This is a genomic window from Enterobacter sp. RCC_40 (assembly GCF_041360735.1).
GTDB classification, from domain to species: Bacteria; Pseudomonadota; Gammaproteobacteria; order Enterobacterales; family Enterobacteriaceae; genus Enterobacter; species Enterobacter ludwigii.
Genome location: NZ_JBFUPR010000005.1, coordinates 151,787 through 178,785, shown reverse-complemented (window position 1 = coordinate 178,785; position 26,999 = coordinate 151,787). Strand labels below are relative to the sequence as shown.

Sequence of the window (26,999 nt, the reverse complement as noted above, 5' to 3'; positions counted from 1 at the left end):
ATGAGCGGAGACTCACCCGCTACGCAGACTGTCTGGTCCTCAGGAGACCTGCATGAGCCTCTGGCAACAAAACTACGATCCGGCTGGCAATATCTGGCTGTCGAGCCTGATCGCATCGCTTCCGATCCTGTTCTTCTTCTTTGCGCTGATTAAGCTCAAGCTGAAGGGATACCTGGCCGCGACGTACACCGTTGCCATCGCGCTGATGGTGGCACTGTTCTTCTATAAAATGCCGGTCGATCGCGCGCTGGCCTCCGTCGTCTATGGTTTCTTCTACGGCCTGTGGCCGATTGCGTGGATCATCATCGCGGCGGTCTTTGTCTACAAAATCTCGGTGAAAACCGGGCAGTTCGACATTATCCGCTCATCGATACTTTCCATTACCCCGGACCAGCGTTTGCAGATGCTGATTGTCGGTTTCTCCTTCGGGGCCTTTCTGGAAGGGGCGGCCGGGTTTGGCGCACCGGTTGCCATCACCGCGGCGCTGTTAGTCGGGCTGGGGTTCAACCCGCTTTACGCCGCAGGTCTTTGTCTGATCGTTAACACCGCGCCGGTGGCGTTTGGTGCGATGGGGATCCCGATTCTGGTCGCCGGGCAGGTCACCGGTCTGGACAGCTTTGAAATTGGCCAGATGGTTGGCCGTCAGCTGCCGTTCCTGACCATCATCGTGCTGTTCTGGATCATGGCGATTATGGATGGCTGGCGCGGCGTGAAAGAGACATGGCCTGCGGTGGTCGTCGCTGGCGGCTCGTTTGCCATTGCCCAGTATCTCAGCTCGAATTTCCTCGGCCCCGAATTGCCGGACATTATCTCTTCACTGGTGTCGCTGGTCTGCCTGACGCTGTTCCTGAAACGCTGGCAGCCGGTACGCATCTTCCGTTTCGCCGATATGGGTGCTTCACACGTCGATCAAACCCTGGCACGTACCGGTTATACCGCGGGACAAATCATTCGCGCATGGTCTCCGTTCCTGTTCCTGACCGCCACGGTTACGCTCTGGAGTATTCCACCGTTTAAGGCCCTGTTCGCACCGGGTGGCGCACTGTATGAGATGGTCATTAACATCTCCGTGCCGTTCCTCGACAAGATGGTCGCCCGTATGCCGCCCGTGGTGCACGCTGCCACGCCGTATGCCGCGGTGTATAAATTTGACTGGTTCTCAGCAACCGGCACCGCAATCCTGTTTGCCGCTATCCTGTCTGTGGTGTGGTTACGCATGAAGCCAGCGGCTGCAGTACAGACTTTTGCGGCTACCATTAAGGAGCTGATGCTGCCGATCTACTCCATCGGCATGGTGCTGGCGTTCGCGTTTATCTCGAACTATTCCGGCCTGTCATCGACACTGGCGCTTGCGCTGGCGCATACCGGCCACGCCTTCACGTTCTTCTCGCCGTTCCTCGGCTGGCTGGGGGTGTTCCTGACCGGTTCAGATACCTCATCTAACGCCCTGTTTGCGGCCCTGCAGGCGACGGCAGCCCAGCAGATTGGCGTGTCGGACATCCTTCTGGTGGCCGCCAATACTACCGGCGGCGTGACCGGCAAGATGATCTCACCGCAATCCATCGCCATTGCCTGTGCGGCGGTGGGACTGGTCGGTAAAGAGTCGGACCTGTTCCGCTTTACCGTGAAACACAGCCTGATATTCACCTGTATGGTCGGGGTGATCACGACCCTGCAGGCCTATGTCTTAACCTGGATGATCCCATGATAGTCATGCCCAGACGCCTGTCCGACGAGATTGCCTCTCGCGTACGGGCGCTGATTGAAGCACAACAGCTGGAAGCGGGCATGAAATTGCCCGCCGAGCGCCAGCTCGCCGCCCAACTGGGTGTATCTCGTAACTCACTGCGTGAGGCGCTGGCGACGCTGGTCAGCGAAGGGGTACTGGTAAGCCGTCGGGGCGGCGGCACATTTGTCCGCTGGCAGCACGATGACTGGTCCGAGCAAAACATCGTGCAGCCGCTTAAAACACTGATGGAAAACGACCCGGACTACAGCTTCGACATCATTGAAGCGCGGCACGCCATCGAAACCAGTACCGCCTGGCATGCGGCCATGCGGGCCACTGAAGCCGACAAAGAGAAGCTCAAAGCCTGCTTTGACGCCACCCAAAGCAGCGACCCGGACATCGCCTCGCAGGCGGACGTGCGGTTTCATCTGGCGATTGCCGAAGCGTCGCACAACGTCGTTCTGCTCCAGACCATGCGCGGTTTCTTCGACCTGTTGCAATCCTCCGTGAAGCAGAGCCGCCAGCGTATGTATCTGGTCCCGCCGGTATTTGCCCAACTGACCGAACAGCACGAGGCGGTACTCAACGCCATTCTGGCCGGGGATGCAGAGGCCGCGCGCAAAGCGATGATGGCGCATCTGGGGTTCGTGCACACCACCATTAAACGATTCGATGAAGATCAGGCCCGACAGGCGCGTATTACTCGTCTGCCTGGCGACAGTGATATTTCCAGGGAGAACAAAGCATGATTATTTCAGCAGCCAGTGACTATCGCGCCGCAGCGCAGCGCATTTTGCCGCCGTTCCTGTTCCACTATATCGACGGTGGGGCATATGCCGAATACACCCTGCGCCGCAACGTGGAAGATCTGTCGGAAGTGGCGCTGCGCCAGCGCGTGCTGAAAGATATGTCTGAGCTGAGCCTTGAGACAACGCTGTTTAACGAAACGCTTTCCATGCCGGTGGCCCTTGCACCAGTCGGTTTGTGCGGCATGTACGCCCGCCGGGGTGAAGTCCAGGCGGCAGCGGCAGCGGATGCTAAAGGTATTCCGTTTACCCTCTCCACCGTCTCCGTCTGCCCGATTGAAGAAGTGGCCCCGACCCTCCAGCGTCCGATGTGGTTCCAGCTGTACGTCCTGCGCGATCGCGGCTTTATGCGCAACGCGCTGGAGCGTGCCAAAGCCGCGGGCTGTTCAACGCTGGTCTTTACCGTTGATATGCCGACGCCTGGCGCCCGTTACCGCGATGCCCACTCCGGGATGAGCGGCCCAAATGCTGCCCTGCGTCGCTACTGGCAGGCAGTAACGCACCCGCAATGGGCCTGGGATGTCGGTGTGAATGGTCGCCCGCACGATCTGGGGAATATCTCGGCCTATCTCGGTAAACCCACCGGGCTGGAGGATTACATCGGCTGGCTGGCGAATAATTTCGATCCGTCCATCTCGTGGAAAGACCTGGAGTGGATCCGCGAATTCTGGGACGGCCCGATGGTGATCAAAGGGATCCTCGACCCGGAAGATGCCCGCGATGCCGTGCGCTTTGGCGCTGACGGTATTGTGGTCTCTAACCACGGTGGACGTCAGCTTGACGGGGTACTCTCTTCCGCACGCGCACTGCCGGCGATTGCCGATGCGGTGAAAGGTGATATCGCTATCCTCGCCGACAGCGGTATCCGCAACGGGCTTGACGTGGTGCGTATGATTGCCCTTGGCGCAGACAGCGTATTGCTCGGACGCGCATATCTTTATGCACTGGCTACGGCTGGTCAGGCAGGGGTGGCGAATCTGCTCAATCTGATCGAAAAAGAGATGAAAGTGGCGATGACGTTGACCGGTGCAAAAACGATTCGCGAAATCAGCAAGGACTCCCTGGTGCAGGAGTTGGGTAAATTACCCGCCGCACTGGCACCGCTTGCCCAGGGTGACGCAGCCTGACGCCCGTCTGATTCCCCTTCCCCCTCTCCTCGCGTCCGAACTCCCCTCGGGCGCTTTTTTTTGTCAAAAATAACATCCAGGTAACATATTGGATAAGAAAATTTGACATATCTGTGCCACACGCAATTGTATAGACAAGCAAATACAAGAACACAAAAACGCCATCACATCAGAGGGGAGCGTATGAGATATTCAGGTCAGGTGGATATTCAGCAGGTGATCGACGACAGTCCCTTTTCCGGGTTTCACTGGGTGCTCATCGTGCTGGGCTTTCTGGTGCTGGCGATCGATGGTTTCGATACCGCAGCAATGGGCTACATTGCGCCCACGCTGTCGGCAGAATGGGGCATACACAAACAGGATCTGGGACCGGTACTGAGCGCAGCACTGCTCGGGCTGTCGCTGGGAGCGCTGGTCGCAGGCCCGGTATCGGACCGGATAGGCCGCAAGCGCGTACTGGTCTTTTCTTGTCTGTTCTTCGGCCTTTCAAGCCTGGGGACGGCCTGGGCACAAAGCCTTAACACCCTGACGCTATGGCGGTTTCTGACGGGTCTGGGGCTGGGTGCCGCCATGCCGAACGCCATCACCCTCATCTCAGAGTTTGCCCCTCAGCGCTGTCGCGCCATGGCGATTAATACCATGTACTGCGGCTTCCCGCTGGGCGCGGCCGGCGGTGGGGCGATATCATCCTGGCTTATCCCGCATCATGGCTGGCGAAGCGTACTGCTGACCGGCGCGATAGCACCGCTGATATTAACGCTGCTGCTGATGCTGTTTTTACCGGAATCGGTGAAATATCTGGTGCAGCGCGGGAAAGACATGATGCAGATCCGCCGTATCGCCAGCCGTTTCGCCCGCACGACCCTCGACGGTGTCACCGGTTTCTTTCTCGCAGAGGATCGGGTCGCCGCCAAAAAGGGGAGCGTAGCACAGCTGTTTTCACAGCCCTGGCTGCCCGGCACCCTGATGCTATGGGTAACCTATTTTATGGGGCTGGTGATTTATTACGTCCTGCTTAGCTGGATGCCGACGCTCATGCTGGGGATGGGCTATCCCCTCGCGGAATCCGCATGGCTCACCTCGCTGTTCACCTTCGGCGGTACCGCAGGCATCCTTCTCGCGGGCTGGATGATGGATCGCTGGGAGGCACACAAAGTGGTCGCAGGTGGCTTTGTCCTGACCATGCTGCTCATTCTGGCGCTCGGCATTGAACATAACCATATCGCCCTGTTTGGCGGCTTGATTTTCCTGATGGGGATCGCGATGAACGGCGCGCAATCGGGAATGCAGACGCTGGCAGCCACCTTTTATCCTACCGAGTGTCGCGCAACGGGCATTGCCTGGATGCAGGGCATTGGCCGCTTTGGTGGCGTGGCGGGCACCATGACCAGCGCGCAGCTTCTCTCCATGCAGTGGCAGGCAGACAGCATTTTGATGATCCTTAGCCTGCCCGCCCTGCTGGCGGCCGCGGCAACCTTCTACAAAATGCTCCGTTGCCGCTCGCAGGATCTCGGCGTCGCATAAGCGGCCCGGTTTCTGCTATTCTGCCCCCGCAATTAAGGGGGCAGCATGCTTAACATCGTTTTATTCGAACCAGAAATTCCGCCGAATACCGGCAATATTATCCGCCTGTGCGCCAACACCGGTTTTCGTCTGCATATCATCGAGCCGATGGGTTTTACGTGGGACGACAAACGTCTGCGCCGCGCGGGGCTGGATTATCATGAATTTACGGCCGTGGTTCGCCATCATGATTACGCCGCGTTTCTGGAAAGCGAAAACCCACAGCGCATGTTCGCCCTGACCACCAAAGGCACGCCGGCACATAGCGCCGTGCGCTATCAGGACGGTGATTATCTGATGTTTGGCCCGGAAACGCGCGGCCTGCCGGCCACCATTCTTGATGCCCTGCCCGCTGAGCAGAAGATTCGTATTCCGATGATGCCGGACAGCCGCAGCATGAACCTGTCAAATGCGGTGTCGGTGGTGGTGTATGAAGCATGGCGCCAGCTGGGATACCCGGGCGCCATTCTCAGAAGTTAAATACCGTCACCATACTCAAACGTATGGTGAATACCGTTGAAGTGCTGATCCATATCCATCGACGGTTTGTCGCTGTCTGGTTTACCGACAATACGAGCCGGTACGCCAGCGGCGGTCGTGTGCGGCGGAACAGGCTGCAGAACAACCGAACCGGCGCCAATCTTCGCACCACGACCCACTTCGATGTTGCCGAGGATCTTGGCGCCCGCGCCAATCATCACCCCTTCACGGATTTTCGGATGGCGATCCCCGCTGGTTTTACCGGTACCGCCTAACGTGACCGACTGCAGAATCGAAACGTCATCTTCAATCACCGCGGTTTCACCGACGACAATGCCGGTGGCGTGGTCAAGCATGATCCCGCGGCCAATTTTCGCTGCCGGGTGAATATCCACCTGGAAGGTCACGGAAACCTGGTTTTGCAGGAAGATAGCCAGCGCGCGGCGGCCTTCATTCCACAGCCAGTGGCCGATGCGATACGCCTGCAAGGCATGAAAGCCCTTCAGATACAGCAACGGCGTAGAGTATTTGTCCACCGCCGGGTCACGCGTGCGCACGGCCTGGATATCACAGGCAGCAGAAGCGATCATTTCAGGGTCAGCGGCATAGGCCTCTTCCACCACTTCACGAATGGCGATAGCGGGCATAATCGAGGAAGCCAGTTTATTGGCGAGCATATAGCTCAGGGCGCTGCCGAGGTTTTCGTGCTTGAGTAGCGTCGCATGATAGAAACTGGCCAGCATTGGCTCGCAGTCAGCCAAAGCCCGGGCTTCAGCTTTAATATTGTTCCAGACGATATCCAGTTCTTCACACGGCATTGCTTACTCCAGACGACATGTTAATGACCGGCCAGTTCTGTGCTGGCCGGGTCATAGTGCTAACAAGAATCCCTGCGACTAGTTACTGCTGCGCTCATCCTTGCGCGAACGACCTAATAAGGTCAATGCTGCCTCGCGCGCATTTTTTCCGCAATACAATACCTGATAAATTTCCTCGGTTATTGGCATTTCGACACCAAAACGGTGCGCCAATTCGCGAACTTCTTTGGTATTGCGATAGCCTTCAACCACCTGACCAATCTTCTCCTGCGCGCCTTTCACATCCATGCCCTCACCGAGCATCATGCCAAAGCGGCGGTTACGGGACTGGTTGTCGGTACAGGTCAGCACCAGATCGCCCAGGCCCGCCATGCCCATGAAGGTGGTCGGATCGGCACCCAGTGCTGCGCCAAGGCGGGACATCTCGGTTAAGCCGCGCGTAATCAGTGCGGTACGTGCGTTGGCACCAAAGCCAATTCCGTCGGACATTCCGGCGCCGATCGCAATCACGTTCTTCACCGCACCGCCCAGCTGTACACCGATAAAATCGGGGTTGCTGTAAACGCGGAAGCTTTTGCCGCAGTGCAGCAAATGCTGAAGATCGTCGGAGAAGGCCTGATCGGTTGATGCCAGCGAGATCGCCGTCGGCAGGCCAGCGGCCAGCTCTTTAGCAAACGTCGGCCCCGAGATAACCGCCAGCGGGATGTCATCACCCAGCGCTTCGCGGGCGACATCCTGCAACAAGCGTCCGGTTTCGGCTTCCAGCCCTTTGGTGGCCCATACAATGCGCGCATCAGGGCGCATCAGCGGCTTGATCTGACGCAGTACTTCGCCAAACACATGGCTCGGCACCACAATCAGAATGTTGCGGCTGGCCGCCAGCGCGGTCGCAAGGTCACTTTCAAGGTGCAGGGAGTCTGGGAACGGAACGTCCGGGAGGAACGCCACGTTGCAACGGTCGCGTTGCAGCGTCGCGATATGTTTTGGGTCGTGGCCCCAGAGAACCACTTCGTGACCATTTCTTGCCAGCGTGATGGCAAGAGCGGTGCCGTATGAGCCGGCACCGATCACAGTCATTGACGCATTAAGAGTGCTCATCAGGCATCCTGATGTTGTTCAGTACCTTCGCCAGCTTGCTGCTGCAGATAGTTCATGAACAGCGCATCAAAGTTAACTGGCGCAAGGTTCAGTTGCGGGAATGTACCGCGAGAAACCAGGCTGGTGATGCATTCGCGAGCATACGGGAACAGAATGTTCGGGCAGTATGCACCCAGGCAGTGCGCCATCTGGTTGCCTTCGATGCCGCCAATGGAGAAGATGCCGCCCTGCTGAACTTCACACAGGAATGCAGTCTCTTCGCCCAGAGAGGCAGTAACAGTCACACGCAGTACGACTTCATACACGTCATCCGCCAGTTGGGTAGATGCGGTATCAAGATCAAGTTTAACCTCTGGCTGCCAATCTTTCTGGAAAACGTGTGGCGCATTTGGCGCTTCGAAAGAGACATCCTTGGTGTAGATACGCTGGATCTGGAAAGTCATTTCGGTGTTGTTTTGTTCTGACATGGAAAAACCCTTTTTAATTGTCCTAAAGTCTCTTAGCTCAGCAGCGGATCGAGTCCACCACGGGCATCGAGCGCATACAAGTCATCACAGCCGCCAATGTGCTGCGCATCAATAAAAATCTGCGGAACCGTCGTACGACCACTACGTTGGATCATCTCTTCGCGTTTAATCGCGTCACCGTCAATCGGCAGTTCTTTGAACGCTACGCCTTTGCTGTTCAGAAGCGCTTTTGCACGGTGGCAGAACGGGCACGTTGCTTTGGTGTAGATCTCGATATTGGCCATTACTGAACTCCTTATTTACCGCGAACCAAAGGAAGATTTTCCCCGCTCCAGCCGGAAATACCTTCTTTCAGAACCGTTACGTTTTCGAAGCCTGCTTTATGCAGCGCGCTGGCAGATTCCTGCGCCTGCATACCGGTCGCGTCAACAACGATAATCGGCTGGGCTTTATGTTTCTCAAGCTCGCCAACGTTGTTCGCTTTGATTTCAGCAGGTAACAGGTTGATAGCACCAGCAATGTGACCTTTACGGAAATCGTCACGCTGACGCAGATCGACCACGACGGCATCTTCTTTGTTAATCAGACGCGTCGCTTCACCACGGGTGATAACCTTAATCTTAGACGTCAGGCCTTTAAATGTGGTGAACAGCACAGCAGCCAGCAGGCCAATCCACGCGATGCTCAGAACCGGATGGCGGCTAACGAATTGCATAATTTCTTGCATGGAGGGTAACTACTCCGACTTAGTGATTAAAAAAACCAGGACAGGAGTATACCTGTGCGTTGTGGCAAATACAGCCAGCGACCATAACCTAATCCATTTTCTGAGGCCTGCCACCTAAAAAATTGCCTCAAAAGCGTCCGCTAAGCACCTTGCCCCTGCGCTTTCTTTGATCTTCTGCGGCTATTTGATCGATTCAGCTGTAGTAAAATTACGCAAATTTTGACTCTTGAGCATGAGGTTGTCGCAATGTCGGTTTCTAAAAAACCTATGGTACTGGTGATTCTGGATGGCTATGGCTACCGTGAAGATCAACAGGATAACGCCATTTTCAACGCCAAAACGCCGGTGATGGACGCGCTATGGGCAAAACGTCCCCACACCCTGATTGATGCGTCCGGGCTGGAAGTGGGTCTGCCAGATCGTCAGATGGGCAACTCCGAAGTTGGCCACGTAAACCTGGGTGCAGGTCGTATCGTGTATCAGGACCTGACGCGCCTGGACGTTGAAATCAAAGAACGTACCTTCTTCAACAATCCAGTGCTTTGCGGCGCGGTGGACAGAGCCGTGGCGGCCGGTAAAGCAGTTCATATCATGGGTCTGCTCTCCGCCGGTGGCGTACACAGCCACGAAGATCACATCATGGCGATGGTTGAACTGGCGGCTGAGCGCGGCGCAGAAAAAATCTATCTGCACGCTTTCCTGGACGGTCGTGATACGCCACCACGCAGCGCAAAAGGTTCACTGGCCTCCTTCGAAAACAAATTCGCCGCGCTTGGCAAAGGACGTGTGGCCTCTATCATCGGCCGCTACTACGCAATGGACCGCGACAACCGTTGGGATCGCGTTGAACAGGCCTATGACCTGATGACGCTGGCAAAAGGTGAATTCCAGTTCGCAACCGCGGTGGAAGGTCTGGAAGCCGCTTACGCGCGTGATGAAAACGATGAATTCGTGAAAGCAACCGTCATTCGTGCTGAAGGTCAGGCTGATGCCGCCATGGAAGACGGCGACGCGCTGATCTTCATGAACTTCCGTGCTGACCGCGCGCGTGAAATCACCCGTGCGTTCGTGAACAGTGATTTCGACGGTTTCACCCGTAAGAAAGTGGTGAAGATCGACTTTATTCAGCTGACCGAATACGCCGCTGACATCAATGCGCCATGCGCTTATCCACCCGCATCACTGGCCAATACCTTCGGCGAGTGGATGGCGAAGAACGACAAGACACAGCTGCGTATCTCCGAAACCGAGAAATATGCCCACGTCACCTTCTTCTTTAACGGCGGTGTTGAAGAGCCGTTCAAAGGCGAAGATCGCATTCTGATTAACTCACCCAAAGTGGCTACCTACGATCTGCAGCCAGAAATGAGCTCTGCCGAGCTGACTGAAAAACTGGTTGCGGCAATCGAAAGCGGCAAATACGACACCATCATCTGTAACTACCCGAACGGCGACATGGTGGGTCATACCGGCGTGATGGAAGCCGCCGTAAAAGCGGTTGAAGCGCTGGATCACTGTGTTGAGCAGGTCGCGAAAGCGGTTGAATCCGTTGGCGGCCAGCTGCTGATCACCGCTGACCACGGTAACGCAGAACAGATGCGCGACCCGGCAACCGGCCAGGCGCACACCGCTCACACCAACCTGCCTGTTCCGCTGATTTATGTGGGTGATAAATCACTGAAAGCAGTGGAAGGCGGCAAGCTTTCCGACATCGCGCCAACCATGTTGTCGCTGATGGGCATGGAGATCCCTGAAGAGATGACTGGTAAGCCGCTGTTCATCGTGGAATAATCGCTCCCCATGAGGGGAAAGGCGATTTTTTCAATCACATGGGTCGTGAAGCCGCTTAGGTTATCAGTCAGACCTCTGCTTTGCGCCAGCGCACTCAGCGCTGGCGTATTGCTGTGCGCCGCATCCGCCCACGCGGATGACCGTGACCAGCTGAAATCCATTCAGGCCGATATCGCCGCGAAAGAGCGTGCGGTACGCCAGCAACAGCAACAACGCTCTGCTCTGCTCGCTCAGCTTAAGCAGCAGGAAGAAGCCATCTCCGCTGCCGCACGTAAATTACGTGAAACGCAAAACACCCTCGCCCAGTTGAATAAACAGATCGACGAAATGAACGCGTCGATTGCCAAACTGGAACGCCAGCGTGATGCCCAGGAACGCAACCTTGCCGCACAGCTTGATGCTGCTTTTCGCCAGGGTGAGCATACGGGCCTTCAGTTGATCCTCAGCGGTGAAGAGAGCCAGCGCGGTCAGCGTCTGCAGGCCTACTTTGGTTACCTGAACCAGGCGCGTCAGGAGACTATCGCGCAGCTGAAACAGACGCGCGAAGAGGTCACCACGCAAAAAGCCGAGCTCGAAGAGAAGCAGAGCCAGCAACAGACGCTGCTCTACGAACAGCAGGCGCAACAAGCGAAGCTCGAGCAGGCCCGCAACGAGCGCAAGAAAACCCTTTCCGGTCTCGAGTCCTCTATTCAGCAAGGCCAAAGCCAGCTGAGCGAAATGCGCGCCAACGAATCGAAACTGCGTAACAGTATCGCCCGCGCGGAAGCGGCGGCGAAAGCGCGCGCCGAAAAAGAGGCCCGCGAAGCGCAGGCCGTACGCGACAAGCAGCAGGAAGCCTCACGCAAAGGTACGACCTACAAGCCAAGCGAAAGCGAACGCTCCCTGATGTCACGTACCGGCGGTTTAGGCTCCCCTCGTGGTCAGGCTTACTGGCCCGTGCGCGGTACAATTCTGCATCGCTATGGCGAACAGCTGCAGGGTGAACTACGTTGGAAAGGGATAGTTATCGGTGCGTCTGAAGGTAGCGAAGTAAAAGCCATCGCCGATGGCCGTGTGATTCTGGCCGACTGGCTGCAGGGTTACGGGCTTGTGGTAGTGGTGGAACACGGTAAAGGCGATATGAGCCTTTACGGCTACAACCAGAGCGCACTGGTCAGCGTTGGTACTCAGGTGCGCGCCGGCCAACCCATCGCCCTCGTGGGCAGCAGTGGCGGTCAGGGCCGCCCGTCACTCTATTTCGAAATTCGTCGCCAGGGTCAGGCGGTCAATCCACAGCCGTGGTTGGGAAGATAAGTTTTGCTTCAATTTCGTCGAATTGTTCTCTCCTTTGCCAGTGCACTGGCGCTGGCAGCACCGGTCTACGCTGGCAAACTCGCGATAGTGATTGATGACTTCGGTTATCGTCCGCACACCGAGAATCAGGTGCTGGCGATGCCGGCCGCCATCTCTGTTGCCGTCCTCCCGAATGCGCCGCACGCGCGTGAAATGGCGATCAAAGCGCATAACAGCGGCCATCAGGTTCTCATCCATCTGCCGATGGCACCGCTCAGCAAGCAGCCGCTGGAAAAAGATACTTTGCGTCCTGATATGAGCAGCGATGAGATCGATCGCATCATTCGCGATGCTTACAATAAAGTGCCGTACGCCGTCGGGCTGAACAACCACATGGGTAGCGCGATGACCTCCAGCCTGTACGGGATGCTCAAAGTGATGCAGTCGCTGGAGCGCTATAACCTCTATTTCCTCGACAGCATGACCATCGGCAACAGCCAGGCGATGCGTGCCGCGCAGGGTACAGGCGTGAAGGTAATAAAGCGCAAGGTGTTCCTCGATGACACCCAGAACGACGCGGATATCCGCGGGCAGTTCAATCGCGCCGTACAGCTAGCACGACGCAATGGCTCGGCTATTGCTATCGGCCACCCGCATCCGTCTACCGTTCGCGTTCTGCAGCAGATGCTGCCGACATTGCCGTCTGATATTACGCTGGTTCGTCCTGGCGATCTGCTGAATGAGCCACAGGTTGATACGTCGCGTCCTGGCAATGCACAGCCACCGGTAACGCAGCCGCGCAATCCATTCAGGGGTGTGACGCTGTGTAAAACGAAACGCCCGCCGGAACCCGTCTACGCGACGCGGTTCTTTGCCGTGCTTAGTGAGAGCGTGAGCCAGAGTACACTGGTGCAATATTTCCAGCACCAGTGGCAGGGCTGGAATATTACCCGGCAACAGACTGTGAGAGGCGATTAAGGTAGAACGATGCTGCAACGACACAAAATACTGCTCCTCGATACCGGCAAAGAGTGGGGTGGTGGCACCAACAGCATGCTCGAACTTCTGAAGCGGATTGACCGCGAGAAGTTCGATATCACCTGCTGTTTTTACAGTGATTACAGCCGTGCCGAAGGGCAAACAATCGGCCAGGTGCTGGACAGTATCGGCATTCCCTTAATTGTGATCCCTCAGCCACGGCAGCCCGTATGGGCGAAACTTGCGAAAGAGCTGGGCCGCAGTCTCCTTTTCTTCTCGCGCCGGGGGCGTAAGGCCTTTACGCGCCATATCGACACGCTCTGGCGTATTCGGCCCAATGTTCGCAGAATTGCAACGCTGCTCAGTGAAGGCGGATTCGATACGCTGTATATGAACAATCAGCCTGGCTCAAATGAAGAAGGGTATTTAGCCGGTGCAAAACAGCATGTGCGGTTAATTCAGCACTGCCGCATCGAACCTGTCATGACGCCGCCGCTGGTCAGGCTGGTTAATGACCATGCCACAAAAATCATCGCGGTCTCCCACGGCGTTGAGCGTGTTTTACTTCAGAATGGGGTTCGCCCTGAGCTCTGCACAACTGTAAACAATGCAATCGACATCCACCAGCCCCTGCCAGACCGACGTGCAATGCGCCAGCGGCTGAACATTGATGACGATACTTTCGTTTTCGGTAGCGTGGGGTCACTGATCCCCCGCAAAGCAAACCATCATACTCTGGAGGCGCTGGCGCAGTTCAGTCAGAAGAACCCTGACGCAAAATGGAAGATGGTGTTAGTCGGTGAAGGTGGCGAACGCGACGCATTAATTGCTCAGGCCACCGCATTGGGTATTGAGAAGCAGGTCATCTTCACGGGATTCCAGAATACCCCCTTTGATTACCTTGCGACATTTGACGCTTTTATTTTAGCCTCACAGAGCGAAGGATTACCTCGCGTCGTGCTGGAAGCCATGTTGCTTAATATCCCTGTCATTGGCTCGCAGGTGACCGGGACAGCGGAATTAATTGACCCAGGGTCGACGGGACTCTTGTTCCCCTGGGGCGACGTTTTACAGCTTGCCGCGCATCTTGAGAGCATCTGGAAAGATGCCGATCTGCGCGCACGCCTGGCTTTGGCTGCCCGTCAGAATGTCTGTGGAACCTATGCCATTGAACAGTATGTTAGCGGCGTCGAAGCGGTACTTGGCGCAAAATAATCACACGAGATGAACATGTTTAAATTCCTTAACGCTCGCTATCGTCATATTACCGGACGACATAACATTCCGTACCGTTCCCTGCCGGTAACGGGCAATCTTGTTGCCGTTGACTCCATCGTCATTCCTTGCACCGGCGCTGATTTTGTTGAAGAGGCGTTACTGTCGGCAACTTTTGCTGAGCGTTATGCCACCGGCGTCAGCGAGATCGTGATTGTCAGCGATCAGCCAGAATCTGCTTTCGGGGTGCTTCCCCCTAAAACTCGCGTAGTGACACTCACGCTTCCTAAACGAGAAGAGAGTTACCGCTACAAGCAGATCTATCTTAGCCGTCTGGTGAAGCTCAATGCGCCGCTACAGGCCCGGGGTGAAGGCGTTTTGATGATCGACTCCGATCTCAATCTGCTCAAAATGCCTGAGATCAACATGGCCGATATGCACATCTACTCCAGCTTCCGTCAGGGTAAGATGATCGCCAAACTCGATGGCGCTCCCGCGGAGAAAGTGCCCGCCTATTACAAAGAGACGGTGCGCCCTTATCTTGTCGATCACGTTAACGGCGCTTTCCTCGCAGCAACCCAAAAGACGTGGCGACGCATTTGCCCGCTGTGGTTGACCCTGTTCCAGGATACCTGGGAGCTAATGGAAGATAATCAGCCCCCAACCGATCAGCTTCCGCTCGCCGCACTTCTGGATATGCTGGATGTGAAAACGGTCAATCTGGGTGACTGGATGAACTGGCCGGTCTCTAAGAAAATTGGCGGACAAGAGGCTGTGGTACCGAAAGAGGTCATTGGCGCACACGGCGGTTTCCCGCTGTCCGAATGGCAGAAGTATCTTGAGTCACCAGACAATAAGCTGCAGTTCAAAGGTCAGGATTACACGCGAAAGGTGCGTTACCTGACAGACGAAGAGAAGAAGAACCAGTAAAAAAGGGGCCTGAGGCCCCTTTTTTTATGACTAATCCCAGCTCAGGATAACCTTTCCGGACTGGCCAGAGCGCATCGCGTCAAAGCCTTCCTGGAACTCATCGATAGAGAAGCGATGGGTGATAATCGGAGACAGGTCCAGACCAGACTGGATCAGTGCCGCCATCTTGTACCAGGTTTCGAACATCTCGCGGCCGTAGATACCTTTGATGAACAGCCCCTTGAAGATAACCTTGTTCCAGTCGATAGACATATCAGACGGTGGAATGCCCAGCATCGCAATACGTCCGCCGTGGTTCATGGTGTCCAGCATGGTGCGAAACGCCGGTGGTGCGCCGGACATCTCAAGACCCACGTCAAAACCTTCGGTCATGCCCAGCTCTTCCATCACGTCGCTCAGGCTCTCTTTAGAGACATCCACCGCGCGGGTCACACCCATTTTGCGCGCCAGCGACAGGCGATACTCGTTCACATCGGTAATCACCACATTGCGGGCACCAACGTGCTTCGCCACCGCAGCCGCCATAATCCCGATGGGGCCCGCGCCGGAAACCAGCACATCTTCGCCGACCAGGTCGAAAGAGAGCGCCGTATGTACCGCGTTGCCGAAGGGATCAAAGATAGAGGCCAGATCGTCAGAAATGTTGTCCGGGATTTTGAACGCGTTAAACGCCGGGATCACCAGATATTCTGCGAAGCAGCCCGGACGGTTCACGCCCACGCCGATTGTGTTACGGCACAGGTGCGTGCGTCCACCGCGGCAGTTACGGCAGTGACCACAGGTAATATGACCTTCACCCGAGACGCGGTCGCCAATGTTGAAGCCTTTTACTTCCTGACCCATGCCCACCACTTCGCCGACATATTCGTGGCCCACGACCATCGGTACCGGAATGGTTTTCTGCGACCACTGGTCCCAGTTGTAGATATGAACGTCAGTGCCGCAAATGGCGGTTTTACGAATTTTGATCAGCAGATCGTTATGACCGACTTCCGGCTCCGGCACGTCGGTCATCCAAATCCCTTCTTCCGCTTTCAGTTTGGATAACGCTTTCATCACACGTCCTCAGGCAATTACGCCCAGCTGTTTGCCGATGCGGGTAAAGGCTTCCACCGCACGTTCAATTTGTTCAGGCGAATGTGCCGCAGACATCTGGGTGCGGATACGCGCCTGGCCTTTTGGTACCACCGGGAAGAAGAACCCGGTAACGTAAATTCCTTCTTTCTGCAGCTCGCGGGCAAAATTCTGCGCCACAACCGCATCGCCCAGCATCACCGGGATAATGGCGTGATCGGCACCGGCGAGCGTAAACCCTGCGGCACCCATTTTTTCACGGAACAGGCGGGCGTTTGACCACAGACGGTCGCGCAGCTCAGCGCCAGACTCCACCATTTCCAGGACTTTAATGGATGCGGCAACGATCGCCGGCGCCAGCGAGTTGGAGAACAGGTACGGACGGGAACGCTGGCGCAGCCACTCAACCACCTCTTTACGCGCAGCAGTATAACCCCCTGACGCGCCGCCGAGCGCTTTACCCAGCGTACCGGTGATAATGTCCACGCGACCCATTACGTCACAGTATTCGTGAGATCCACGGCCGTTCTCACCAACAAAACCGACGGCGTGTGAATCATCAACCATCACCAGCGCATCGTATTTGTCTGCCAGGTCGCACACGCCCTTCAGGTTGGCAATCACGCCATCCATAGAGAACACGCCGTCGGTGGCGATCAGCACATGGCGGGCGCCTGCTTCACGCGCTTCTTTCAGGCGCGCTTCCAGTTCAACCATGTCGTTGTTGGCGTAGCGGAAGCGCTTCGCTTTACACAGGCGCACACCGTCAATGATAGAAGCGTGGTTCAGGGCGTCGGAGATAATGGCATCTTCTGCGCCGAGCAGCGTCTCAAACAGACCACCGTTGGCGTCGAAGCACGAGGAGTACAGGATCGCATCTTCCATCCCCAGGAAGTCCGCCAGCTTTTTCTCAAGCTGCTTATGGCTGTCCTGCGTACCGCAGATAAAGCGTACGGAGGCCATACCGAAACCGTGGGTGTCCATGCCTTGTTTTGCCGCGGCAATCAGCTCAGGGTGATTCGCAAGACCTAAGTAGTTGTTCGCACAAAAGTTGATCACATGGCTGCCATCGGCAACGGTGATGTCCGCCTGCTGAGCAGACGTGATAATACGCTCTTCTTTGAACAACCCTTCCGCACGTGCGGTGTCGAGGTCGCTGTTTAACTGTTTGTAAAAATCACCACGCATTGCAATTCTCCAGACTCGGCAAATTTTGGCACATATTACCCAACCCTGGCCGCCATGACGAGATGACACATTATCTCTTCTCGTTTTTGCAGCATAAATCACGTGTACCCTTGCGCTATGTCGGTGAATGGCTGAAGGGCAGCCATACTAATGATATGATAAGAACATTAGCGTCCGGGATTGTCCCCGGACTCCACACTTCAAAGGTTACAGTTATGATCATCGTTACCGGCGGCGCGGGCTTTATCGGCAGCAACATTGTTAAGGCCCTCAATGACAAAGGCATCACCGACATTCTGGTGGTGGACAACCTGAAAGACGGCACCAAGTTTGTAAACCTGGTGGATCTGAACATCGCTGACTATATGGATAAAGAAGACTTCCTTATCCAGATTATGGCAGGTGAAGAGTTCGGCGAGATCGAAGCCATCTTCCACGAAGGTGCATGCTCTTCCACCACCGAGTGGGACGGCAAGTACATGATGGACAATAACTATCAGTACTCCAAAGAGATCCTGCATTACTGCCTGGAGCGTGAAATTCCGTTCCTGTACGCCTCTTCTGCAGCAACCTACGGTGGCCGTACGTCAGACTTCATCGAATCCCGCGAATATGAGCAGCCGCTGAACGTCTATGGCTACTCCAAATTCCTGTTCGATGAATACGTGCGTCAGGTTCTGCCTGAAGCCAATTCCCAGATTGTGGGTTTCCGTTACTTCAACGTGTACGGACCGCGCGAAGGCCACAAAGGGAGCATGGCGAGCGTCGCGTTCCACCTGAACACGCAGCTGAACAATGGCGAAAGCCCGAAACTGTTTGAAGGCAGTGACGGCTTCAAGCGTGACTTCGTCTACGTAGGCGACGTGGCGGCAGTGAACCTGTGGTTCTGGGAAAACGGCGTCTCCGGTATCTTTAACCTGGGGACAGGCCGTGCGGAATCCTTCCAGGCCGTGGCGGACGCCACCCTGGCGTACCACAAAAAAGGCAGCATTGAATACATTCCGTTCCCGGACAAACTGAAAGGTCGTTACCAGGCCTTCACACAGGCGGATTTGACCAACCTGCGTGCAGCGGGTTACGACAAACCGTTCAAGACCGTTGCCGAAGGCGTAACGGAATATATGGCCTGGCTGAACCGCGACGCGTAAGTATGAAAATTCTGGTGATCGGCCCGTCATGGGTGGGCGACATGATGATGTCGCAAAGTCTCTATCGCATGCTCAAGGCGCGTTATCCCCAGGCGATAATTGACGTGATGGCACCTGCCTGGTGCCGTCCGTTGTTATCGCGTATGCCGGAAGTTAACGAGGCGATCCCAATGCCGCTCGGCCACGGCGCGCTGGAAATTGGTGAACGTCGCAAGCTCGGCCATAGCCTGCGCGAAAAGCGCTATGACCGCGCCTATGTCCTGCCTAACTCCTTTAAATCAGCCCTTGTACCCTTCTTTGCGGGCGTCCCCCATCGCACCGGCTGGCGTGGAGAAATGCGCTACGGTCTGCTGAACGACGCGCGCGTGCTCGATAAAGACGCCTGGCCACTTATGGTCGAGCGCTACGTCGCGCTGGCCTATGACAAAGGCGTGATGCGCAGCGCAAAAGATCTGCCGCAACCGCTGCTCTGGCCCCAGCTCCAGGTCAACGACGGTGAGAAATCCCACACCTGCAACGCGTTTGGAATTTCATCAGAACGCCCCATGATCGGTTTCTGCCCGGGAGCAGAGTTCGGCCCGGCAAAACGCTGGCCGCATTATCATTACGCTGAGCTGGCAAAACAGCTGATCGATGAAGGTAATCAGGTCGTGTTGTTTGGCTCGGCGAAAGACCACGAGGCGGGTAACGAAATTCTGGCTTCGCTGAATACAGAACAGCAGGCATGGTGCCGTAATCTGGCAGGGGAAACCCAGCTGGAACAGGCGGTAGTTTTACTTGCCGCCTGTAAAGCCGTCGTCACCAACGACTCAGGCCTGATGCACGTCGCCGCTGCGCTCAACCGGCCGCTGGTTGCTCTGTATGGCCCCAGCAGCCCTGACTTTACGCCACCGCTTTCTCATAAAGCGCGCGTCATACGTCTGATCAGCGGTTATCACAAGGTGCGAAAAGGCGATGCGGCTGAAGGCTATCACCAGAGCCTGATCGACATCACGCCCGAGTGTGTCCTTGAAGAGCTCAACGAGCTGCTGTTGAGTGAAGAAGGATAACGGATGCGGGTATTGATCGTTAAAACCTCTTCCATGGGCGATGTCCTGCATACTCTGCCGTCGCTCACCGACGCCATGCAGGCCATTCCCGGCATTCGTTTTGACTGGGTGGTGGAGGAGGGCTTCGCACAGATCCCCACCTGGCATGAAGCAGTAGACCGCGTGATCCCGGTTGCTATCCGCCGCTGGCGTAAAGCGTGGTTCTCAGCACCGATTAAGGCTGAACGTCAAGCCTTCCGTGATGCGGTGCAAGCGCAGCGTTACGATGCCATCATTGACGCACAGGGTCTGGTCAAAAGCGCCGCGCTGGTCACGCGTCTGGCGCACGGCGTAAAGCACGGTATGGACTGGCAAACCGCCCGCGAGCCGCTGGCGAGCCTGTTCTATAATCGCCGCCACCATATCGCGAAACAGCAGCACGCCGTGGAGCGCACCCGCGAGCTGTTTGCGAAAAGCCTCGGCTATGCAAAACCGGACACGCAGGGTGATTACGCTATTGCGCAACATTTTTTGCGCGATGCGAAGACGCACACGCCGCCCTATCTGGTCTTTCTGCATGCCACAACGCGCGATGATAAGCACTGGCCGGAATCACACTGGCGAAGACTCATTGAGCTAATGCAACCGACCGGCATCCATATTAAACTCCCGTGGGGCGCAGAACACGAAAGGCAACGCGCAGAGCGTTTGGCCGCGGGTTTTTCAAATGTGGAAGTGTTACCTAAACTCACGCTGGCTCAGGTTGCCGCGCAACTGGCAGGCGCCAACGCCGTCGTATCCGTGGATACCGGATTAAGCCATTTAACCGCAGCGCTGGACCGCCCCAATATCACCCTCTTCGGTCCGACCGACCCGGGACTGATCGGGGGGTACGGTAAAAACCAGCATCAAATGGTCAGTCCGACGCAGCATATGAGAGACATTACCGCAGATGCGATTTTTTCGTTTTTACAGGGCAGCCATCGGCTTTCTAACAGGGATATTTAACCCATGAGTTATGTATTTCTGCTGATTTTACTTTTTCCGGTGAAACTCATCCGGAAGCTGTTTCGCAAAGACACGGGCAGAAACCTTGTCATTCAGACAGCCAAAATCGGTGACTTTATCAATGCAACGCCTCTACTGGCGTATCTGCAAAAAAGCGATGTGCTGATCAGCCGCAGCGTTAACGCATTGGCTCAGCATGACGACAGTATCGAAGAGATCTTTTTTGTGGAGCAGCAAAAGCGCAACCTGTGGCGTAAGCTCTGCTTCGCCTGCCGGATCATGAATCGCTACGACAATGTCTATCTGCTGCAGCCCAACAGTGTGAATCTCTTTTTCGCCTCAGCCTGTAATGCAAAAAACAAACAATTTTTAAGCACTTATACGCGCAGGTGGTATCACGGAATTTTTTATGCCACGGCTGATGGTACCGTTGAGCATGGCAAAAAGACGCTGTCCGTCACTAACTATCTCAAGCTCGCCGATCGCGCGCTCACCTGGCAGGACTCCCCCAAGCACGCCACAAAGCCCCTGTTCAAGCCTGCGGTTTACCCGCAAATTCTCGATAAACCCGGGGTTATCCGAATTGGTATCAGTATTTCTGCCGGTAACAAAGCAAAGACGGTTCCCCCGGCAATCTGGAAACGTATTGTCGATCATCTTGCCGACCTGCCCTGCGAGTTTTATGTTTTTGGCGCACCGAACGAACAGCCGTGGATGGATGACATCACCCGCGCTTACGGTGAAATTCCCAATTTTATCAACCTCATTGGGAAAATATCGCTCGAAGAACTGCCGTGGGCGATATCCAAAATGGATTGTTATATTGCGTCAGATTCAGGGAATATCTACATTGCCGATGCGGTGGGCGTCCCGGTGGTGTTGCTGTTTGGCCCTTGCTGCCATTATGAACAACGTCCGCTTGGCAAGGTATTGCTGATTGGGAATGATGCGCATATTTGCTCGTATGTATTTGAAACACGCTACTATTTCTCCCAAGATCGGGAAGAACTTTTCGCTGTGACAGACGAATCACTACGTGAGCTTAAAGATTTTATTCGCGAATTACCAAAAGCTAACACAATCACATCTCTCACTGATGCCCAGGGAAACTAATTTTTATGGCTTTTCTAAGCATCATTATTGCCGCGCATAATGCCGAAGATACCCTTCATGCTACTTTAGAAAGCCTGCAGAATGCGATTGGGAGTGCAGGCGATGCTGTTGAGATCATCATCTTTAATGACAGCTCAAATGATGGCACACAGGATATTATTGAAGCGTGGTTACCAAAATTACCTCATGCAACAACGCGATGTGTAGATTACCGTAACGTGGGTCGGGTCCGAAACAGTGCTGTTACGCTGGCATCAGGGGACTATATTACGATGCTGGACAGCGATGACCGGCTAAAACCGGGCAGCATTCGGGATGCCGTGGGTTTTCTGCAAGCACAGCGTCCAGATATGCTACTGACGCGCTTACGTGAAATTCGTGATATCAAAAAGATCACCTCAACCTGGCAGGGTTTCGACCCTATGGCAATCTCGCAACAAGACGCGGTCTCCCGTTTTTTGCGACATAAAGACTTTCAGGCACATCTGATCGGCCAATTTATTCACAAAGACCTGTATAAAGCTAACCCTATACCTTCGATGGTCTGTTACGAAGATTTCGCTGTGTTCCCCGGAATGATTATGCAAGCGCATAAAATATTTTATCAGCGTCAGGGACATTATTATTACATCAAACGTCATGGAAGCTTATCCAGCGAACTTGACGCCAGCAAAATCACTTCACTTGTTGATTGCACGCTTCGCATGGAAGAAACCTTCCCGCGCAGTTTTAAACATCTCATCAATTGTCACTGGTTTGATATATACAGTAACCATAAAAAGTATCTCTCGACACCACACTTACATTTAGTAGAAGATCGGGTGAGCCAGCTTTATTCGCTTTCGTTCTTTATGGATACTCATATTCGGTTTAGTTATAAGAAAAGGGTTATTGAGGCATTATGGAAAAAATAAAATTACGACTTTATCAGCTAACACTCATATTAAGTCTTATCTCTTTGGCTTTAGTGCTGGTTAGCTCTGGTAAACAAAGAGAGTTTTTCTATATAGCCATATATACTGGTATTCTTGGTTTAGCCCTGGAATATAAGAATATTAAATGGCGACCTTTCACCATTGCATTCCCTATCTTATTGATAGGTTTATTAAATTTAATATGGTATCTCTTTTATGAGTACCACAATGTAGGGCTGAATGCATACAGTGATTACCTTGGCTCTTGTAAAAAACTAATCCTGGCAAGTTTTTTGGTTTTTTATCTCGACCGTTTTAAATATTATATTGCTAATGAAAAGTTTAAGACATATTTTTTGATTGCGTCAGGGTTAGGGTTTTTATTAGCCACAGGTTACGGTCTGGTGCAAGCTTCGCAAGGAATAAATCGTGTTGAGATGGCAATAAATCGCCCAACTATAGCCGCCTATGTCTACTCAGTATTGTCCTTATCCTTTGTATATAGTCTTTATCTGCTTAAGAATACAAAAATTTATATTTTTGCTGGCTTTGTTATTTTAACTTCATTCTTTGTCATTCTTTTAACAGCTACTCGTGCTGCAATGGGGCTTTATCTCGTCCTCGCTATTTTTCTCACCCTTTATCAATTCAGAAAAATTCATCTCAAATCATTATTAATATTTTTATGCATTGTTGCTGGCATAGTCATTGTTAGCTATAAGCCATTGATTTTACCTAAAATTCAGCAGACTGAGATAGAAATAGCAAAATATCAGGAAGGGCAAGATGCTACTTCTCTGGGCGCTCGTTTTTCTATGTGGGAAGTGGGTATCCATAATGGCTTTGAGCATCCATTAGGTCAGTCGATCGAAAGTAGAGAATCTTGGTCAAGAAACTATGTTAAAGATGGCCACCCAAATGTTGCTGCAGCACTCGGGTATATTAGAATTCATCTACACAATGAGTTTATTGAAAAGTATTCATTACAAGGAATACCTGGCCTGGCAATACTGCTCTTTTTCTTCGTGTCGATGATTGGCTACGCCATCAGAAACAAAAATGGTCTGCTATTGACTGCCATGCTTCTATTATTGCTCTATGGCCTGACAGACGTCATATTGTTGAGTTCGGAGGCATTGATATTCTTTATGATCCTGTTTGCTCTGAGTACACCTTTCTCTCAGACAAAACAACAATGATAAATAATGCCCGCCTGGCGGGCATTATTATTTCTGGTGTTGATAAAACTCCGCCAGCGTCATCCCCACCGTCTTGTCCGACAGCCATGTAAACAACTGTTCCAAATCCTGGTACAACCCTTCAATGGCCGCATCATCTTTGAACGTAGGACTTCCGCCGGGCATAAATTCTGAAGAATGGAGCATAAACTCCACATAATCATTGCCCTGCGACAAGCACTGTTGTGCGACCTTAATCATCTCAGACGCATTTCCACCGGACGGACGCAGCCAGTTAACTGACGGGGAACGGTATTTCCCACGCAGCCGATCGTAGCCCTGTTTAACGGTGTTCAGCCAGGCCGGGTGTTTATACTGAATACTCATCGGCACTTCGAGCAAAGGGCTCTTTCCCGGGCGGGAAATATCCTCTGTATCGATAAAGTAGGCATGGTCAGGGAAATGCTGATAATTCGTTCCTCCGTGACCCTGCGGTGCCCCTTTGGCATTTCGCCAGTTCACCCGCGGGGTGACGGAACAATCAACCTGATAACCCAGCTCTATCAGCAAGTTTGCGTAGCGACGATCAAACGCCCAACGCCCGGCACGGTGGCTCAGCATTTTGGTCTGGAAGGTCTCTTCCAGTAAGTGCGTCATAAAAAGCACTTTCTCGCGCATAATTTCATCTGAAAACTCAATCAGATAAGGTTGCCAGCGCCAGTCATCACCGGTGAGGTCATGTTCAGGTGGGCTGTTCCACGCATGAAGATGCATGCCAACCTCGCCCTGGCCGCGGGCAATCACATCTTTTGCGAACTCAATGAAAACCGGTTCGATCGCCATCTCATAGTTGGTCAGCCAGACCGGCTTAAAACCAAAACGCTCGCATAGCACCTGAAATCGTGCCAGGTAGCGTGCGTTTTCCGTTTTGATAACACGGTGGTTTTGCCAGAGATTATCGCCTTCTGTATCAATGGTGATGATAAACGCTGGTTTTTTCATAATGAGTCCGTAAGACGTAAGAGTGAGGGCTATGTTACGCACTCTGCGAAGCAGGAGTAAACCCTTCCAGGGAAATTCCTGACATTATGGAGAAAGAGTGCAAGTCGCCATCAGGTCTATTAGAATTGCTGACAGTATACCGCTGATAAGATGATGATGATTAACCTACTCGACACGCCTGATTTACGTATTTTACTTATCAAACTTCGACATCATGGCGACATGTTACTCACAACTCCGGTCATTAATTCGTTACGTCAAAAATGGCCCACGGCGCAAATCGATGTTCTTCTTTATGAAGAGACACGCGATATGCTCGCCGCGCATCCGGCGATCGGCACCATCTACGGTATAGATCGTAAATGGAAGCAGCTCGGCACCCTGAAACATCTGCAAAAAGAGTGGCAGTTACTCTGTGCCTTAAGAGCGCAGCGTTATCATCTGGTGATTAACCTTGCCGATCAGTGGCGCAGCGCCATTGTCACCCGTTTCACCGGCGCGCCAGTACGCCTCGGGTTCGCGTTTAACAAGCGAAAAAACGCGTTCTGGCGTTTTTGTCATACCGATTTGGTTTCCGTCGCCAATCACCCGTCGCTCCATACCGTTGAGCAAAATCTTTCTATTCTTTCACCGTTGCCCGTCCCGGCTCAGCCAGACGTCACTATGGCCTATCGCGCAGAGGACTGGGATCTTGCGCGCCAGCTACTGACGCAACAGGGTGTGGCTGATAACTACGTGGTGATCCAGCCAACGTCACGCTGGTTCTTTAAATGCTGGGACGAAGGCAAGATGGCGCAAACCATCACCGCACTCCAGCAGGATGGCCACACTGTAGTTCTCACCGCTGGCCCGGATAAAAAAGAGCTGGCGATGATAGACCGCATTCTCGCCGCGGCGCCAAAAACGGGCGTAGTCTCTCTGGCCGGTCAACTCACGTTGCGCCAGCTGGCATCACTTATCGATCATGCGCGCCTCTTTATTGGCGTCGATTCTGTTCCGATGCACATGGCCGCCGCGCTTCAGACGCCGTGCATTGCTCTCTTCGGCCCGTCAAAACGGGTGTTCTGGTCGCCATGGCAGGTCAACGGTGAAGTCATCTGGGCTGGCGATTTTGGCCCACTTCCCGATCCGGACGCCATTGATACCAAAACAACTGAACGCTATCTCGACGCCATTCCCGTTGATGTCGTGATCTCCGCCGCCAGGAGATACCTGTAATGAAACACCATCGTCTGGCGATTGTTCGCCAAAAATACCGTCCTGATGGCGGGGCGGAACGCTTCGTTTCCCGGGCACTTACCGCACTGAGCAACCAAAACCTGGAACTCAACGTCATCACGCGTGAGTGGCAGGGGGAGAAGCAGGACGACTGGCATATCCATATTTGCGACCCACGTAAATGGGGCCGAATCAGTCGCGAACGCGGGTTTGCACATGCTGCGCGTGCACTGTGGGAACAGCAGCAGTTTGACATTGTGCAGAGCCACGAGCGTATTCCTGGCTGCGATATTTACCGCGCAGGGGATGGCGTGCACCGGCGTTGGCTGCTGCAGCGTGCGCGCATTCTGCCTGCCTGGCGTGCACAACTTCTGATGCACGATCGCTACCATCGCTACGTCATGCACGCCGAACGTGAAATGTATCAGGCTCCTGAATTGAAAGCCGTTATCTGCAATGCGGAGATGATCAAACGCGAAATCATCGAAGACTTTGATATTGACGCAAAAAAGATACATGTGATTTATAATTCAATTGATTCCAGCCGCTTCGTTCCGGCAACCGAAGGACAGCGCGCTGCACTGCGCCGGCAGCTCGGATTGCCTGTCGATGCCGTGGTGTTGTGTTTCGTCGGGTCAGGTTTTGAACGTAAGGGACTGGCCAGCGCTATCCGCGCTATTGCGGGCACACCCGCATGGCTGATTGTGGTTGGACAGGATAAAGCAGAAAGTCGTTACCGTGACCTCGCCCGTTCATTGGGCTGTGAGGGGCAAATTCGCTTCCTGGGGATGCAAAAAGAGACACTGCCATTTTACCAGGTATCCGATGGATTACTGCTGCCAACGCTGTATGATCCTTTTCCAAACGTCATTCTTGAAGCGATGGCCTGCGGTTTGCCCGTCATTACTTCAGTGAGTTGCGGTGGTGCAGAGTTTATTGAGCAAGGTCAGAATGGCTTTTACTGTGATGCACTTGATATCAGCAGATTGAAGGAGGCAGTCATGACCCTTCCATCTTTGGATAAGAATAACGATATGGGGCGGGCAGCGCGTGAGCGCGTAAAAGAAGCGACCCCAGAAAAATTATCAAGTCAGCTTATTTCGCTTTATCAAAAATTACTGGATTAA

General features: G+C 54.0%; 26 protein-coding genes. 18 read left to right on the top strand and 8 right to left on the bottom strand.

Translation table 11 applies throughout. From position 1 onward, the window contains the following. Positions 1–52: 52 nt before the first annotated feature. The 5 genes from lldP (at position 53) to trmL (ending at position 5,705) form a co-directional block, all read left to right on the top strand. Positions 53–1,708 (top strand): L-lactate permease, encoded by a 1,656-nt coding sequence (gene lldP, locus AB6731_RS17835; RefSeq protein WP_032680001.1) that lies wholly within the window; start codon positions 53–55, stop codon positions 1,706–1,708. Continuing rightward, positions 1,705–2,478 carry a transcriptional regulator LldR gene (gene lldR / locus AB6731_RS17830; RefSeq protein WP_333062786.1) on the top strand — a complete coding sequence of 258 codons (774 nt, stop codon included), beginning with the start codon at positions 1,705–1,707 and terminating at the stop codon, positions 2,476–2,478. Before lldP ends, lldR begins: the two co-directional genes overlap by 4 nt. Further along, entirely contained in the window at positions 2,475–3,662 is a 1,188-nt protein-coding gene (lldD, locus tag AB6731_RS17825; RefSeq protein ID WP_025206447.1) for an FMN-dependent L-lactate dehydrogenase LldD, read from the top strand. Before lldR ends, lldD begins: the two co-directional genes overlap by 4 nt. Before the next feature lie 183 nt (positions 3,663–3,845). Then, positions 3,846–5,186, top strand: a complete 1,341-nt coding sequence (locus AB6731_RS17820; protein WP_025206448.1) for an aromatic acid/H+ symport family MFS transporter — start codon at positions 3,846–3,848, stop codon at positions 5,184–5,186. Positions 5,187–5,231: 45 nt separating this feature from the next. After that, positions 5,232–5,705 (top strand): tRNA (uridine(34)/cytosine(34)/5-carboxymethylaminomethyluridine(34)-2'-O)-methyltransferase TrmL, encoded by a 474-nt coding sequence (trmL, locus tag AB6731_RS17815; protein ID WP_014168081.1) that lies wholly within the window; start codon positions 5,232–5,234, stop codon positions 5,703–5,705. On the opposite strand, the gene cysE is transcribed toward trmL, so the two are convergent. The 5 genes from cysE to AB6731_RS17790 all read right to left on the bottom strand — a co-directional run bounded on the left by cysE (position 5,702) and on the right by AB6731_RS17790 (position 8,815). Then, entirely contained in the window at positions 5,702–6,523 is an 822-nt protein-coding gene (cysE, locus tag AB6731_RS17810) for a serine O-acetyltransferase (RefSeq protein WP_008502718.1), read from the bottom strand. The two genes, trmL and cysE, sit on opposite strands and share 4 nt — an antisense overlap. 78 nt (positions 6,524–6,601) lie before the next feature. Beyond that, the gene (gene gpsA, locus AB6731_RS17805) at positions 6,602–7,621 is read right to left on the bottom strand and encodes an NAD(P)H-dependent glycerol-3-phosphate dehydrogenase (protein WP_014168080.1); all 1,020 of its coding nucleotides are present in this window, start codon (positions 7,619–7,621) and stop codon (positions 6,602–6,604) included. Beyond that, a complete protein-coding gene (gene secB, locus AB6731_RS17800; RefSeq protein WP_014168079.1) occupies positions 7,621–8,088 on the bottom strand; it encodes a protein-export chaperone SecB in 468 nt (155 codons plus the stop codon). Before secB ends, gpsA begins: the two co-directional genes overlap by 1 nt. 32 nt (positions 8,089–8,120) lie before the next feature. After that, positions 8,121–8,372, bottom strand: coding sequence for a glutaredoxin 3 (gene grxC, locus AB6731_RS17795; RefSeq protein WP_014168078.1), 252 nt, complete (start codon positions 8,370–8,372; stop codon positions 8,121–8,123). Positions 8,373–8,383: 11 nt separating this feature from the next. Next, positions 8,384–8,815 carry a rhodanese-like domain-containing protein gene (locus AB6731_RS17790; protein WP_014168077.1) on the bottom strand — a complete coding sequence of 144 codons (432 nt, stop codon included), beginning with the start codon at positions 8,813–8,815 and terminating at the stop codon, positions 8,384–8,386. Positions 8,816–9,061: 246 nt separating this feature from the next. Between AB6731_RS17790 and gpmM the strand changes: the two genes are divergently transcribed. From gpmM to AB6731_RS17765, 5 genes are read left to right on the top strand one after another with little or no spacing between them, the layout of a single operon-like run. Then, entirely contained in the window at positions 9,062–10,606 is a 1,545-nt protein-coding gene (gene gpmM, locus AB6731_RS17785; RefSeq protein WP_020882671.1) for a 2,3-bisphosphoglycerate-independent phosphoglycerate mutase, read from the top strand. A gap of 33 nt (positions 10,607–10,639) precedes the next feature. Further along, the gene (envC, locus tag AB6731_RS17780) at positions 10,640–11,899 is read left to right on the top strand and encodes a murein hydrolase activator EnvC (RefSeq protein WP_025206449.1); all 1,260 of its coding nucleotides are present in this window, start codon (positions 10,640–10,642) and stop codon (positions 11,897–11,899) included. A 3-nt stretch (positions 11,900–11,902) separates the two neighbouring features. Next, positions 11,903–12,856 carry a divergent polysaccharide deacetylase family protein gene (locus AB6731_RS17775; RefSeq protein WP_014168074.1) on the top strand — a complete coding sequence of 318 codons (954 nt, stop codon included), beginning with the start codon at positions 11,903–11,905 and terminating at the stop codon, positions 12,854–12,856. A 9-nt stretch (positions 12,857–12,865) separates the two neighbouring features. Next, positions 12,866–14,071, top strand: a complete 1,206-nt coding sequence (locus AB6731_RS17770) for a glycosyltransferase (protein ID WP_040018395.1) — start codon at positions 12,866–12,868, stop codon at positions 14,069–14,071. Positions 14,072–14,086: 15 nt separating this feature from the next. Then, on the top strand, positions 14,087–15,001 hold the full coding sequence (locus AB6731_RS17765) for a hypothetical protein (RefSeq protein ID WP_020882674.1): 915 nt from the start codon (positions 14,087–14,089) through the stop codon (positions 14,999–15,001). 30 nt (positions 15,002–15,031) lie between these two features. On the opposite strand, the gene tdh is transcribed toward AB6731_RS17765, so the two are convergent. Beyond that, positions 15,032–16,057 carry an L-threonine 3-dehydrogenase gene (gene tdh, locus AB6731_RS17760; RefSeq protein WP_020882675.1) on the bottom strand — a complete coding sequence of 342 codons (1,026 nt, stop codon included), beginning with the start codon at positions 16,055–16,057 and terminating at the stop codon, positions 15,032–15,034. A gap of 9 nt (positions 16,058–16,066) precedes the next feature. Next, positions 16,067–17,263, bottom strand: coding sequence for a glycine C-acetyltransferase (gene kbl, locus AB6731_RS17755; RefSeq protein WP_020882676.1), 1,197 nt, complete (start codon positions 17,261–17,263; stop codon positions 16,067–16,069). Between the two features lie 215 nt (positions 17,264–17,478). Here kbl and rfaD point away from each other — a divergent pair, with 215 nt between their 5' ends. The 6 genes from rfaD to AB6731_RS17725 are packed head-to-tail and all read left to right on the top strand — an operon-like array spanning position 17,479 to position 23,673. Next, positions 17,479–18,411, top strand: a complete 933-nt coding sequence (rfaD, locus tag AB6731_RS17750; RefSeq protein ID WP_008502707.1) for an ADP-glyceromanno-heptose 6-epimerase — start codon at positions 17,479–17,481, stop codon at positions 18,409–18,411. 2 nt (positions 18,412–18,413) lie between these two features. After that, positions 18,414–19,460, top strand: a complete 1,047-nt coding sequence (gene rfaF / locus AB6731_RS17745) for an ADP-heptose--LPS heptosyltransferase RfaF (protein WP_371006621.1) — start codon at positions 18,414–18,416, stop codon at positions 19,458–19,460. Between the two features lie 3 nt (positions 19,461–19,463). Then, the gene (gene rfaC / locus AB6731_RS17740) at positions 19,464–20,447 is read left to right on the top strand and encodes a lipopolysaccharide heptosyltransferase RfaC (RefSeq protein WP_014168067.1); all 984 of its coding nucleotides are present in this window, start codon (positions 19,464–19,466) and stop codon (positions 20,445–20,447) included. Positions 20,448–20,450: 3 nt separating this feature from the next. Then, on the top strand, positions 20,451–21,560 hold the full coding sequence (locus AB6731_RS17735; protein ID WP_020882679.1) for a glycosyltransferase family 9 protein: 1,110 nt from the start codon (positions 20,451–20,453) through the stop codon (positions 21,558–21,560). A 5-nt stretch (positions 21,561–21,565) separates the two neighbouring features. Then, a complete protein-coding gene (locus tag AB6731_RS17730; protein ID WP_371006620.1) occupies positions 21,566–22,474 on the top strand; it encodes a glycosyltransferase family 2 protein in 909 nt (302 codons plus the stop codon). After that, positions 22,462–23,673 (top strand): O-antigen ligase family protein, encoded by a 1,212-nt coding sequence (locus AB6731_RS17725; protein ID WP_371006619.1) that lies wholly within the window; start codon positions 22,462–22,464, stop codon positions 23,671–23,673. Before AB6731_RS17730 ends, AB6731_RS17725 begins: the two co-directional genes overlap by 13 nt. A 27-nt stretch (positions 23,674–23,700) precedes the next feature. Here the strand turns inward: AB6731_RS17725 and AB6731_RS17720 are convergent, their stop codons facing one another. Further along, complete coding sequence (locus tag AB6731_RS17720; RefSeq protein WP_371006618.1) at positions 23,701–24,654, bottom strand: polysaccharide deacetylase family protein; 954 nt, start codon at positions 24,652–24,654, stop codon at positions 23,701–23,703. Positions 24,655–24,804: 150 nt separating this feature from the next. Between AB6731_RS17720 and rfaQ the strand changes: the two genes are divergently transcribed. Then, positions 24,805–25,872, top strand: a complete 1,068-nt coding sequence (gene rfaQ, locus AB6731_RS17715; protein ID WP_371006617.1) for a putative lipopolysaccharide heptosyltransferase III — start codon at positions 24,805–24,807, stop codon at positions 25,870–25,872. Further along, on the top strand, positions 25,872–26,999 hold the full coding sequence (locus AB6731_RS17710; protein ID WP_050737642.1) for a glycosyltransferase family 4 protein: 1,128 nt from the start codon (positions 25,872–25,874) through the stop codon (positions 26,997–26,999). The genes rfaQ and AB6731_RS17710 overlap by 1 nt, the downstream gene beginning before the upstream one ends.